General features: G+C 70.8%; 8 protein-coding genes. 4 read left to right on the top strand and 4 right to left on the bottom strand.

The window, feature by feature from the left end:
* Positions 1–153 precede the first annotated feature (153 nt).
* The 3 genes from rpsA (at position 154) to coaE (ending at position 3122) form a co-directional block, all read left to right on the top strand.
* Entirely contained in the window at positions 154–1674 is a 1521-nt protein-coding gene (gene rpsA, locus CHC08_RS05550; RefSeq protein ID WP_089206071.1) for a 30S ribosomal protein S1, read from the top strand.
* 235 nt (positions 1675–1909) lie between these two features.
* Positions 1910–2362: a GNAT family N-acetyltransferase gene (locus CHC08_RS05545; RefSeq protein WP_089206070.1), complete on the top strand. Its 453-nt coding sequence runs from the start codon at positions 1910–1912 to the stop codon at positions 2360–2362.
* A gap of 160 nt (positions 2363–2522) precedes the next feature.
* Positions 2523–3122: a dephospho-CoA kinase gene (coaE, locus tag CHC08_RS05540; RefSeq protein ID WP_089206260.1), complete on the top strand. Its 600-nt coding sequence runs from the start codon at positions 2523–2525 to the stop codon at positions 3120–3122.
* Positions 3123–3152: 30 nt separating this feature from the next.
* Here the strand turns inward: coaE and CHC08_RS05535 are convergent, their stop codons facing one another.
* Positions 3153–8840, bottom strand: a complete 5688-nt coding sequence (locus CHC08_RS05535; RefSeq protein ID WP_089206069.1) for a WD40 domain-containing protein — start codon at positions 8838–8840, stop codon at positions 3153–3155.
* A 134-nt stretch (positions 8841–8974) separates the two neighbouring features.
* On the opposite strand from CHC08_RS05535, the gene CHC08_RS05530 reads away from it, so the two are divergent.
* Positions 8975–10144 (top strand): ArsB/NhaD family transporter, encoded by a 1170-nt coding sequence (locus CHC08_RS05530; RefSeq protein ID WP_245878141.1) that lies wholly within the window; start codon positions 8975–8977, stop codon positions 10142–10144.
* Here the strand turns inward: CHC08_RS05530 and CHC08_RS05525 are convergent.
* Genes CHC08_RS05525 through CHC08_RS05515 form a run of 3 tightly spaced genes read right to left on the bottom strand, consistent with a single transcriptional unit; the run spans position 10134 to position 12624 of the window.
* On the bottom strand, positions 10134–10955 hold the full coding sequence (locus CHC08_RS05525; RefSeq protein WP_089206068.1) for an inositol monophosphatase family protein: 822 nt from the start codon (positions 10953–10955) through the stop codon (positions 10134–10136). The genes CHC08_RS05530 and CHC08_RS05525 overlap by 11 nt on opposite strands.
* Before the next feature lie 11 nt (positions 10956–10966).
* A complete protein-coding gene (locus tag CHC08_RS05520) occupies positions 10967–11611 on the bottom strand; it encodes a hypothetical protein (protein WP_089206067.1) in 645 nt (214 codons plus the stop codon).
* Positions 11611–12624, bottom strand: coding sequence for a hypothetical protein (locus CHC08_RS05515; protein WP_089206066.1), 1014 nt, complete (start codon positions 12622–12624; stop codon positions 11611–11613). The genes CHC08_RS05520 and CHC08_RS05515 overlap by 1 nt, the downstream gene beginning before the upstream one ends.
* Positions 12625–12655: the final 31 nt, after the last annotated feature.

The following is a 12655-nucleotide window of genomic DNA, read 5'->3' as shown; positions in this document are numbered from 1 at the left end:
TATGCTGATCGCTGCGCTGTGGGCTCGCGCGTGTCTCGGACGGAGTGGGCTCGCGCTCGATCACGCCGATGCCAATTCCTTCGGCTGAACGATAAGAAGCCCGCCGCGCGTTCGCCACATCGACATCTGTCCGCGTTCGGAGCAACTCCACACATGACGAGCAGCACTGAGGCCACCTCGAGCACCCCGCAGGTAGCGGTCAACGACATCGGCTCTGAGGAAGACTTCCTCGCAGCGATCGACCTGACCATCAAGTACTTCAACGACGGCGACATCGTCGAGGGCACCGTCGTCAAGGTCGATCGAGACGAAGTTTTGCTCGACATCGGCTACAAGACCGAGGGTGTCATCCCCTCGCGCGAGCTCTCGATCAAGCACGATGTCGACCCGGCGGACGTCGTCGAGGTTGGCGAGCACGTCGAGGCCCTCGTTCTCCAGAAGGAGGACAAGGAAGGCCGTCTGATCCTGTCCAAGAAGCGCGCTCAGTACGAGCGGGCCTGGGGCACGATCGAGAAGATCAAGGACGAGGACGGTATCGTCACCGGCACCGTCATCGAGGTGGTCAAGGGTGGACTCATCCTCGACATCGGCCTCCGTGGCTTCCTCCCGGCCTCCCTGGTCGAGATGCGCCGCGTCCGCGACCTTCAGCCGTACGTGGGCCGTGAGCTCGAGGCGAAGATCATAGAGCTGGACAAGAACCGCAACAACGTGGTTCTCTCCCGCCGCGCCTGGCTTGAGCAGACCCAGTCCGAGGTTCGCCAGACGTTCCTCAACACCCTGCAGAAGGGTCAGGTCCGCAAGGGCGTCGTCTCCTCGATCGTCAACTTCGGTGCGTTCGTGGATCTGGGCGGCGTCGACGGTCTGGTTCACGTCTCCGAGCTCTCCTGGAAGCACATCGACCACCCTTCCGAGGTTGTCGAGGTCGGCCAGGAGGTCACCGTCGAGGTTCTCGACGTCGACATGGAGCGCGAGCGTGTCTCCCTGTCGCTCAAGGCGACGCAGGAAGACCCCTGGCAGCAGTTCGCCCGCACCCACCAGATCGGTCAGGTCGTTCCCGGCCGCGTCACCAAGCTGGTGCCGTTCGGTGCGTTCGTCCGCGTCGAGGAGGGAATCGAGGGCCTGGTTCACATCTCCGAGCTCGCCGAGCGCCACGTCGAGATCCCCGAGCAGGTCGTCCAGGTTGGTGACGAGATCTTCGTGAAGATCATCGACATCGACCTTGAGCGTCGCCGGATCTCGCTGTCGCTCAAGCAGGCGAACGAGGGTGCCATCGGAGCCGACGTCGAGTTCGACCCCACGCTGTACGGCATGGCGGCGACCTACGACGACTCGGGCAACTACATCTACCCCGAGGGCTTCGACTCGGAGACCGGTGAGTGGCTCGACGGCTTCGACAAGCAGCGCGAGGAGTGGGAGCGGCAGTACGCCGAGGCTCAGACCCGCTTCGAGGCTCACAAGAAGCAGGTCGAGGAGGCTCGCAAGGCCGAGGCAGAGGCCGGCGAAGCAGCCCCCACGTCCTACTCCGGTGAGACCCCGGCCCCCGGCGCAGGCGCCGGCTCGGGTTCCACCACCAGCTCCAGCAGCAGCAGCTCCTCCGCTCCGGCGGCGGGCGCTCTTGCCTCTGACGAGGCTCTCGCCGCTCTGCGCGAGAAGCTCGCGGGCGGCCAGAGCTGACGCTCTGGTGAAGCGGTAACGGTTTCAAGAAAGGGCCTCGCTCCGGCGGGGCCCTTTTCCGTGCGTATCCACGGCACGATCACCACCGGCGTCCCGACCCACGCCTACGCCGGCCCGGAGGGGGCCGTGGCCCGTGCCCGCGCGCCCGGCGTGTCACTCCGGTGGCCTTGGCGGCGAGGGCGCGGACGTGCCCGCCGGTCGGCACCGTGCGCGGGCCCGTTAGGGTGGCGCCGTGATGGCGATCGAACGGGCGGAGCCCGAGGACGCGGGCGAGATCCTGACCGTGCAGCGTGCCGCCTACGTGAGCGAGGCTCAGCTCTACGGAGATCCGTTCATTCCGCCGCTGGTGGAGTCGGCCGACCAGATCCGCAGGGCCGTCGAGACCGCGACCGTGCTCGTCGCCCGTGACGCCGGGCGGATCGTGGGCGCGATCCGGGGGCGGCTGTCCGGCACGACCTGCATGGTCGGCCGCCTGGTGGTCGCGCCGGACGTCCAGAGGCGGGGCCTCGGCGGCACCCTGCTGGCAGCCCTTCACGACGAGATCGTCTCGGCCCAGGCGTTCGACCTGTTCACCGGCCACCTGTCGGAGGGCAACCTGCGGCTCTACCGCGGCCACGGCTACCGTGAGACCCGCAGGGAGCGGATGAGCGACCACCTGACCCTGGTCCACATGCGCCGGCAGCTGTAGGCGCCCGGCGTGACGTGACGGGGCCGCCGCCGTACGCCGGTTGGTCATCTGGCACGCGCCGGCAGCCGCAAGGCGCCCGGTGTGGCGGACGGCGGGTCGCCGGAGGGGTAATCCGCCTCCGGGGGCTCCGCGCCGCGCCGTACGGCGTATGCTGCGGATCATGTTGAAGGTGGGGCTTACCGGCGGTATCGGATCGGGCAAGAGTGAGGTTTCCCGGCTGCTGGCAGCCCGAGGCGCCGTGGTGATCGACGCCGACAAGATCGCCCGTGAGGTGGTCGAACCGGGCACCGCCGGGCTGGCGCACGTGGTCGGGGTCTTCGGCGCCGGAGTGCTGCACGAGGACGGGTCGCTCAACCGGGAGAGGCTGGGCTCGATCGTCTTCGCCGACTCGGAGAGGCTGGCCTCCCTCAACGCCATCGTGCACCCGCTGGTCGGGGCGAGGGTCGCCGAGCTGCAGGAGCAGACGGACGATGACGCGATCATGGTTTACGATGTGCCGCTGCTGGCGGAGAACAACCTGGCCCCGATGTACGACGTGGTGGTCGTCGTGGACGCCTCCGACGAGGTGCGCCTCGCCCGGCTGGTCGGGCTGCGCGGCATGAACGAGGGGGATGCCAGGGCCCGGTTCGCCGCCCAGGCGACCCGGGAGAACCGCTTGAAGATCGCGGACATCGTGGTGCCGAACGAGGGGTCGCTGAAGGATCTCCAGGTCCAGGTGGACGAGGTCTGGGCCGAGCTGACCGCCCGCGCCACCCCCTGAGCCGGGCGGCGGCAGGATCCCGGGCGGTGGTCAGAATTCCGCGTCCAGGGGGATCTGCCCGATCGCGGGCAGGTAGGCGTCCAGCTCTCCGGGCTCGAACCTCCGCGTGCCGACGACGTACCAGAACTGGCCGGTCACCTCACCCACGAGCTTGTAGCGGCCGTCCGGAGCGATCGCCGCCCATCCCTCGGGCAGGCCGAGGAGAACGACCCGCTGGGTGGGAGCGGCGCCGGAGGGGAGGTTCCACAGGATCACCACGCCGTCGTCGCCCGCGCTGGCCAGCAGGTCCCCGGAGGGGGCGAAGGCCAGTGACCAGATGCGGCGGGTGTGCCCGGCCAGCGCGTGCAGGTGCCGGCCGGTGACGACGTCCCAGATCCGCACGGTCAGGTCGTCGCCCGCGGTGGCCAGCAGCGAGCCGTCCGGGCTGAGGGCGGAGGCCCACAGCCCTCCCGAGTGGCGGGTGAGCGTGTGCAGGAGCCTGACCTGCCAGGGACGGCCGGGCCGTAGCTCCCACACGCGGGCGTCGCCGTCGTTGCTCGCGCTGACCAGCTTGGTGCCGTCGGGGCCGAAGGCCACCGAGTAGATCCGGCCGGCGTGGCCCTCCAGGGTCGCGACGCACTCGCCGGTCTCGACGTCCCAGATCCGCACCAGCCGGTCGTCGCAGCCGGTGGCCACGGAGAGGCCGTCGGGGCTGAACGCGATGGAGCGGACCCGCCCGTGGTGGTCGGCGAACTTGGCGGCCCGGCGGCCCGTCGCCCGGTACCAGACGCAGACGCTGTCGTCGTCGTTGGCGGTGGCGATGTGATCCCCGTCGGGGCTGAACGCCTCCGCCCAGACATGGTCGGTTTCGACGTGCAGCTCGCGTTCGTAGTCGCCGGTGGCGGCATTCCAGAAGTGCACTCCGCCGTCGTTGCTCGCGGTGGCGAGCGTGGGATCCGTCGGGCTGAAGGCGGCGGAGATGAGCCGGTCCGCCTGCCCGGTGAACTCCCGCAGGCGGCGGCCCGTGAGCGGTTCCCAGACCCTGACGACCCCGTCGTTGCCGCTGGTGGCCAGCATGCTTCCGTCAGAGCTGAACCGGACCGAGGTGATCTTGCGGCCATGGCCGCGCAGGACGCGCTGGCACTGTCCTGTCGCCGGGTCCCAGAGCCGGACGGTGCCGTCGTTGCTGCTGGTGGCCAGCTGCTCGCCGTCGGGCCGGAACGCGAACGGCCAGACGGAGCCCCGGTGCCCCGCCAGCTCCACCCGCTCGTGACCCCCGGCGACGTCCTGCAGGTGGACCGTGCCGTCGGAGTCGGCGCTGGCCAGCATCGAGCCGTCCGGGCTGAACCCGACCTGGTAGACGGCCGTCCTGTGGCCGGTGCGCGCGCCGCGTGAGGCGCCCGTGGCGGGGTCCCACAGCAGGATCGCGCCCTCGGTGTCCCCGGTCGCCATCAGCCGCCCGGAGGGGGAGAAGGCCAACGCGTAGACGCTGCCGGTGTGCCCGATCAGCTCGTGCAGGATCCGCCCGTCCTCGGGGTCCCAGATCCGGACCACGCCCTCCCGGTCGCCCGCGGCCAGCACGGTGCCGGTGGGGTCGTAGGCGATCCGGTAGATGGCGCCGCGGTGCCCGATCAGGGTCCGGCGGATCTTGCCGGTCCGCACGTCCCACATCCGGATGATCCCGGCCGCGTCGCCGATGACGAGCGTGTCGCCGCCCGGGTCGAAGGCCGCGGTGTAGATCGGCGTGTCGTGACCGGACAGCTCCCGGTGCGGCAGCCCGGTGGCGGTGTCCCAGACCCGCATGACGCCGTCCGCGCCGCCCGCGGTGATCAGCCGCCCCGAGGGGCTGAACACCACCGGCCACACCCCGTCGGGATGGCCGGTGAGCACGTGGGAGGGGGCCGCGGTGACGGGGTCCCAGAGCCGGACCGTGCCGTCGCTCGCCCCGGTGGCGAGCAGGTCGCCCGAACCGCTGAAGGTGACGGCGTAGACCCGCCCCCGGTGGCCCGGCAGGCTTTTGACCGGCAGGCCGGTGCCGCTGTCGCAGAGCAGCACCCCGCCGTCGTCGCTGCCGATCACCACGGTCTCCCCGTCGGGGCTGTAGGCGACGGGGTCGGGCAGCCTGCTGAACTGGAAGTGGTAGCCGTACGGCACGCCGATCGCGGCCGGGGCCAGCTGGGTCTCCACGGGCTGACCCGGTGCGATCGCGGCCCCGCGCAGTTCGGGGATGCCGGGCACCGTACCGATGACGTCGATCAGCGCCGCCCGCTGCCAGCGGCTGCCCGCCAGCGACGCGTCCCGCAGGTCCGCCCTGGCCAGCCTGGCCCGGGTCAGGTCGGCGCCGCGCAGGTCGGCACCGGTGAGCTTCGCCTCGTCCAGCCGGGCCCCGGTCAGCCGGGCGCCGCGGAGCACGGCGCGTGACAGGTCCGTGCCGACCAGGGTGGCGTCGGTCAGGTCGGCGCCGGTGAGGTCCACCTCTCGCAGGTCACGCGAGGACAGGTCCTCGCCCCGCAGGTTGGCCCCGCGCAGGTCGGCCATCGCCGGGGTGCGCAACCTGGTGGTGATCTTGATGGCGTTGGCCCGGGAGACGTCGTCCGCGCCGGGGGTGGCGAGCACCCTCGCGGCCCAGGCCTGGCAGGCGCGCACGTCGGCCAGGTCGCACAGGAACTCCACCGTGAGCTGTGACAGCGGCCTGAGCGTCAGGGTCACCGGTTCTTCGAGGGTCGCGGCGATGTGCCGGGCGACCAGCCATTCCATGACCGAGGAGTGGATGAACCCGAACAGGCCCTCCTCGGTGCGGACCATGAGGCTGCCGGTCCCCACCGCGTGCGCGGTCTGCTGGCCGGAAAGCTGCCCGTCGGCCAGGCCGGTCAGCGTCTCGGCGACCTCCGCCAGCTCCGCGGGCCGCAGATATGCCTCGCCGCTCTCCCACAGCCGCAGCGCCAGCGTGGTCACCGCCTGCCACAGCTCCTCGGTGCGCAGCCCGGTGGGCGTGCCGCGCACCCCGCTCACCCGGTGCTCCTCGAAGGCGAGCCAGGAGCCCAGGATCTCCTGGTACAGCATCGCCGCGCTGATGGTGTGCCTGGCCTGGGCCACGGTGGCGAGGCGCTGGTCGTCGAGCTCGGCGATGAAGCTGAGCATGCGCGGGTTCCTGGCCAGCCCGAGCAGGTCCTCGATGTCGCTCATCAGCGAGAAGCGGTCCTGCGCCGCGACCTCGTCGCCGTCGTAGCGGTTGACGAGGTAGGCGCGGATCTGCGGGCGGGTGAAGTCCTCGACGCTGAGGACGCGCCGCTGCGGCAGGAGCCCCACCTTCTCGCCGAGCTTGGTGAGCACCTGGGCGCTGGACTTGAAGTGCTGGGTGCGGCTGGCCACGACGATCTTCGCCTTGTCCTCGGCGGCCTGCAGCAGCGTGTCCAGGTGGTCGGCGGCCCGCTCGTAGGTCATCCGGGTCACCAGCTCGTCGAACCCGTCGAACAGCAGCACGATGCGCCCCTGGCGGAGCATGTAGTGGAAGGCCTTCAGGTCGATGACGTCCTCGCCGTGGTTGGCCAGGTGCGCGGCGACCAGGCCGTCCACCGAGTGCGCCTTGTCCAGCGCGCGCAGCTCGATCAGGATGGGCGCCAGGTGGGGCAACTCCACCGGGATCCGCCTGGCCAGCTCGCGCAGGGCGAAGGTCTTGCCGTGCCCGAAGTCGCCCAGCACCAGCAGGAACCGGCCGTGGTCGGTGGCCAGCAGCCGCATCAGCTCGTCGGTGAGCCCGTCCTTGACCGGCTGGTCGGGCCGGTCCAGCTCCCTGAAACGCTGCGTGACGTACAGCTCCTGCGGGTAGCGCCGGTCCGCGCGCAGCCGCGCCGTCTGGTCGGCCACGTATCCCGTCAGGTCGAGCAGTCCCTGGAACTCGGTGAAGCTGCGCAGCCGCAGCCCGCGCCGGGTCATCTCCTCGCGGAGCGCCTGAGCGGGCGGCGGCCCCTGGTAGACCAGTTCGGCGCCGTGCTCCAGCCCCGAGGCGTGCACCTGCCCGGCGAAGACCTCCACGTCGCCTGAGGTCAGCTCGCCGGCGTGCGCGCCGATCCTGAGCTGCCTGATGAAGCCGTCCTCGGGGTAGGTGACCAGCAGCTGCGGGATGTCGCCGGCCACCCTCCTGATCTTGGCCCGTTCGTGCCTGGCCTCGCAGACCTCCGCGATCCGCTCCAGCAGCAGCGCGGCCGGGCTCGCGGCCCGTTCGGGTTCGACGGCGGGGAGGGCCTGCGGGGGCAGGGCGGGCGCGAGCTCTCCCGCGGAGAAGGTCAGCCCCGTCGCGTGCCAGCGGTGCGAGGCCTCCTCGGCGGGGGTGAGATCTCCCCCGTTCCGGTCCCAGCGGCGCAGACCGCCGGAGGTCACCTCGATGAGCTGATGGCGGCCGGGACCGAGCGCGGGCAGGCAGGTGAGGCTCTTCAGGCGCCCCTCGCCCGCCCCGTGCAGCAGAAGGTTGAGCCGGCCGCCCAGCAGGTGTTCGAGCGTGGCGGTGTCGCGCAGGCGGGACGGCGACGGCGGGTGGCCGACCGCGCCGATCCGCAGCCAGCCCGACTCCTCGAACGGCCGTAGCCGCTCGGCGAACCACGCGGCCTGCGCCTCCCCCACGAAGCCGTACAGGTCCTCCTCGCGGTGGCTCATCGCCATGGTGGAGTTCAGGCCGGCGATCACGACCTTGAGCTCCGGTATGGAGAAGAGCGTCCACGGCTGGGCGCTGTCGAACTCCGGGCCGTCGAGCCCCAGGTAGAGCTCCTCGAACAGGCCGGTGAAGTGCCGCCATTTGGGCCAGTAGGGAGGTTGCGGGCGGACGTCGTCGGCCTCGCAGTTGCTGAAGTAGGCCCGGGAGGCCGCCTTCGTGATGTCCCTCGGCCCGGGAACGACGATCAACCGCTGCGGCTCCAGGCCGAGCAGCACCCGCAGCCCGGTCAGGAAGGTCGCGGCCTCGCCGAACTCCCTGCGGCTGCCTGACTCGGTCAGGTCGCCGGTCACCACCATCAGGTCGGGACGGGGCAGGCCGGAGTCCCGCAGCCGGGTCAGATCCGCCCAGATCCTCGGCTGCAGCTCCTCGGCCGTCAGCGGCTCGCCCTCCTCGGCCAGCCCCCTGCCGAACCGGGAGCCCGCGATGTGCAGCAGCGTGATCGACTCGCGCGGGGCGTACGTCGACGGCCCGGCAGGATAGGCGGGCGGCGCCACCGGCGTACGGCGCGTCCGCGAGGACTCGCGCCGGGCGGGCGTGGAGAGCACCTGGCCGGGGATGGTCAGGGGGCCGTTGGGGAACGACGGCCGCTCCAGCGGCTTGGCCCGGCCCGCCAGCGCCTGGGCGATGCGGTTGAGCAGCAGCGCCCGCGCCTGCTCGGGGTCGGCCACCCCCACCAGGTCCACCCAGGTGATCGTGGACAGCAGCCCCTCCAGCGGGCAGTCCTCCAGCCGGATCGTCACCAGCTTGTTGGAGGGGTTCTCCGGGTCGGCGCGGAGCGCGGCCTGCCACTCCATCCGCCCCCAGCGCGACCTGAGGTAGTTTCGCGACAGCACCGCCACCACCAGGGCGGCCTCGCTGACGCCCCGGTCCATGAACTCGATGAACTGCGTTCCCGGCACGAAGTCCCACGCCTGGATCATCGTCCGGTATCCGGCGGCCTCCAGCTCCCACGCGATCCAGGAGGCCCACCGTTCGTCGGCGGGGGAGTAACTGACGAAGATGTCGATCGGCCTGTCGTCCCGAGCCATCGCGTCCCCATCCCTCGCCGCCGTGCCCGAAATTCAGTATCGCCCGCCGCGGCGGGGTTTTGGAGTACTTCGATCAAGGGAGCAGGTGCAATCTCGTCCGGTTTGGTGGATCATGGCGGATTGTGTTGCGGCGATTGAGCGTTCTGGACCGGATCCGGATCGGCCTGCTCGGGCTGGGCCTGTTGTTCGTCGTCACCGGGTTGCTCCCGGTGCGGGAGGCCGGGGACCAGCTGGCGCGGATCGCGCCCATCCTGCTGTTCCTCGGCGCCGTGATCGTTCTGGCGGAGTTGACCAAGGAAGCCCAGGTCTTCGACGTGATCGCGACCCGGATGGCGACGGCCGGGCGGGGAAACTACCTGGCGCTGTTCCTGCTGTGCACGGCCTTCGCGTCGCTGGTCACCATGTTCCTGAACCTGGACACGACGGCGGTGCTGCTGACACCCGTCATGCTCGCGCTGGCGGCCAGGACCGGGATCGCCGCCCTGCCGCTGGCCATGACCACCGTCTGGCTGGCCAACACCGCCAGCCTGCTCCTGCCGATCTCGAACCTGACCAACCTGCTGGCCATGGAGCGGCTGGACATGTCGGTCCAGGAGTTCGCCGGGCGGCTCTGGTTCCCACAGCTCGTCTCCATCATGGTCACGATGGTCTTCCTGTGGGTGTTCTTCTGGCGGCGTGGCCGGCGCGGCGCCGACCGCTACGACCCGCCGGTCCCCGAGCCGGTCGCCGACCCGGTGCTGTTCCGTACGGCGGCCGTGGTGTGCCTGCTGTTCATCGCCGCCATCCTGCTGGAGCTGCCGATCGAGGTGGCCGCCCTGGCCGCCGCGGTGCTGATGATCGCGGCCTTCGCCTGGCGCGACCGCTCCAAACTCACCTTCGCGTTGTTTCCGTGGCAGCTGCTGGTCTTCGTCACCGGCCTGTTCCTGGTGGTTCCCACCCTGAGCCGGTACGGCCTGGCGGACGTGCTGGGCGCCCTGGCCGGGACCGGCGGCGGCGGTGACGGGGCCTACCGGGCATCGGCCATAGGCACCGGACTGGCCAACCTGATCAACAACCTGCCCGCCTACACCGCGGTGGAGAAGGTCATCCCGGTGGGCAACCAGGACCAGCTGCTGGCGCTGCTCATCGGCACCAACGTCGGCTCGGTGATCACCCCGTGGGCCTCGCTCGCCATCCTGCTGTGGTTCGAGTGGTGCCGCCGCAGCGGGGTGCGGGTGCCGATCCCGACGTTCGTTCTGGCCGGGGCCGGGCTGGCCGTGGTCGGCGTGGGCGCGACCGTGGGCGCGCTGCTGCTCACCGCCTGATCCTGTCCCCGACGAGCTCCAGCAGGTCGTCCAGGAGTCCGGGCCGGCTCGCGACGAAGTCGTGCCCGTCCCCCGACAGCGGAGCGTCGAAGGGCGTGCCGTCGAAGGCCGTGACCAGCGCTCCGGCCTCCCGTGCGATCAGCAGGCCGCCCGGCAGATCGACGATCCCGGTCCGGTAGCCGATGATCCCGTCGATGTCCCCCCGGGCGAGCATCACCCAGGCGAGCAGCGGAGCCCAGAGTCTCAGGACCCGGCGGGCGTGCTCGTCCAGCCCGGCCTTCAGCGCCCCCGCCACGGCGTCGCCGCGCCGCACGCCGTACCCCTGGATCCAGGCCAGCACGGGACCGTGAGCGGCGGGGCGGTAGGGCGGAGTGGTCAGCGGGCCTCCAGGCCCGAGGGCGCCCCGGCCCCGTATCGCCGACCAGGTCCTGCCGGTCACCGGCTCGTGCACGACCCCCAGTTCGGGCCGGCCGTCCCTGCACAGGGCCAGGCCCACGGCGTACAGCGGCAGGCCGATCGCGACGTTGTTGGTGCCGTCCAGAGGGTCGATGACCCAGGTCCACTCGGATCCCGGCTCTCCGAGCCTTCCCGACTCCTCGGCGATCACCGCGTGGCCGGGAAAGGCGGTCAGCACCCGTTCGAGCAGCAGCTTCTCCGCGGCCAGGTCCAGGTTGGTGACCACGTCACCGTGATCGCCCTTGGAGTTGATCTCGACGATCCCGCCGGTCCCCGCGGAGAGCAGCAGCCCGGCCGCCTCCGCGGCGTCGACGGCGATCCGGCGGGCGTGTTCCAGGTCCGTTTCACTGGTCATACGAGGTCCTCCTAGACCAGATGCCCGGCGGCGTGCAGCGCGATGCGGGAGGTCTCCCGCGCGTCGCAACGGTATCGGGAGATGAGGTGGGCGGGGAGGTCCGGCGCACCCAGTGACAGATCGCTGTGGCCCGGACGACCCCGGCCGAGCGCGATCGTCGCGGTCTCCCCGTCGCCGGGGATCAGGCTGGAGTGAAAAACCCCGGCCGGCAGGGTGTAGGTCTGGCCTGGACCGAACACCTCGCTCGTTCCCCAGTCGCACCTGACGGTACGCGGAGTCGGCCGGATGTGGTCGCCGTCGGTCTCGCTGACCACCTCGAAGATCCGGTGGGTGACGGCCGAGGTCGTGTCGCTGACGTCGGCGCGAACGTTCTCGACCCGGCCGTACAGCACGTGACTGACCAGGTCCCAGCTGTGACAGTGGATCTGCGAGGTGGTGGAGGCGGCGTGCGGAAGCGCGCCGGACCAGACGTGCACGCACACGCCGTGCTCCTCGGTCCGTTCCAGCGGCAGGCAGAGGAAGCCCAGCGGATGGCGGACGGCGGTGACCGGAGAGTCGCCGGAACCGATGGCCTTGAGGACCCCCCGTGCCCAGCCGGGCAGGGAGTCGCGCGCCGTACCGTTGATCATCTCATCGTACAGATCCTGATATCTCATCACAGGTACGGGTTCTTCGCCCGAAGCGCCTTTCGCGTGAGATCGCCGATGTCCCTGTCGGTGTAGGAGCGGGGGAGCGGCAGGCCGAGGGTCTCGAACAGCCTGCGCACCTCCTCGATCGTGGGCTCCTCGCTGAGCGGGACCGACCTGCCCAGCTCGATCGGCACCCGCTTGGCCTGCTCCAGGCTGGTCATCAGTTCGGTGATGCAGCTGTCGTAGTAGAAGGACCCCCGGCGAGCCAGGAGCGCCCGCCGGGGGTCCTCTCCCGTGATGATCAGCGATGCCGACGAGAGGTCCCAGCGGAACGTGGTCATCGTGGCCGACAGCCCGATGTGGATCTCCAGCAGGCCGAACCGCTGGTGGTACCAGCAGCCCGCCAGGATGGTGGCGTAGGACTCCTTGCGGGTGCGCTCGGGTGTCCAGACCTCTCCCGTGCCGTCCGGCTCCTGCGACATCGACCGCCGGAAGCGGGCGTAGGCCTCGCAGACCCGCTCGTTGCCCGGGTCGAGGATCTCCAGGCGCATCAGCAGCGCGCGCCGCTCCTTTCTGGCCGCGGTGACGCACTCGGGCAGCGTCACCGCGCGGAAGTAGGTGCCCGTGCCGCCTTTGAAGATCCAGCGGTCGGTCTCCCCGCGGCCCTCGGCGTGCGCCTTGGCGATCTCCTCGGCGCCGTTGAGCACGTGCACGACCGACAGATCCTGCAGCGCCCTCCCGGCCTCGTCGACCACCCCCTCCAGCCGCTCCAGCCGGCCGGGAAGCGCCGCGGTGCTGGTGAAGCTCTCCCTGATCGCCGCCTCGACCGGCTCCTGCCGCCAGCGGTCGCGCAGGATGGTGGTGGCCAGCAGGGCCAGCACGAGGAGGGTCCCGGACGCGATCACCTGTTGGACAGCGTCTTTATCTTTGAAGACGTCCTGGAACAGCCCCACCACGCCGACGCCCACGGCGAGGAGCAGCGCGATGAAACCGTCGACGTTCTTACCGAGCCATGCCCCGAACCGTGCAATCCGCCCCATGTAAGCCCCGCTCGTCCCGTCGGCAGTCAGC

This window comes from Streptosporangium subroseum (assembly GCF_900188345.1).
Lineage (GTDB): Bacteria > Actinomycetota > Actinomycetes > Streptosporangiales > Streptosporangiaceae > Streptosporangium > Streptosporangium subroseum.
This window is presented reverse-complemented; position numbering and strand designations above follow the sequence as displayed.

What these genes read in the sequence shown, in the direction of transcription:
- CHC08_RS05520 (WP_089206067.1), bottom strand. Translation starts at nt 11,611, where the DNA reads ATGAGATATCAGGATCTGTACGATGAGATGATCAACGGTACGGCGCGC.
- CHC08_RS05515 (WP_089206066.1), bottom strand. Translation starts at nt 12,624, where the DNA reads ATGGGGCGGATTGCACGGTTCGGGGCATGGCTCGGTAAGAACGTCGAC.
- CHC08_RS05545 (WP_089206070.1), top strand. Translation starts at nt 1,910, where the DNA reads ATGGCGATCGAACGGGCGGAGCCCGAGGACGCGGGCGAGATCCTGACC.
- coaE (WP_089206260.1), top strand. Translation starts at nt 2,523, where the DNA reads ATGTTGAAGGTGGGGCTTACCGGCGGTATCGGATCGGGCAAGAGTGAG.
- rpsA (WP_089206071.1), top strand. Translation starts at nt 154, where the DNA reads ATGACGAGCAGCACTGAGGCCACCTCGAGCACCCCGCAGGTAGCGGTC.
- CHC08_RS05535 (WP_089206069.1), bottom strand. Translation starts at nt 8,840, where the DNA reads ATGGCTCGGGACGACAGGCCGATCGACATCTTCGTCAGTTACTCCCCC.
- CHC08_RS05525 (WP_089206068.1), bottom strand. Translation starts at nt 10,955, where the DNA reads ATGACCAGTGAAACGGACCTGGAACACGCCCGCCGGATCGCCGTCGAC.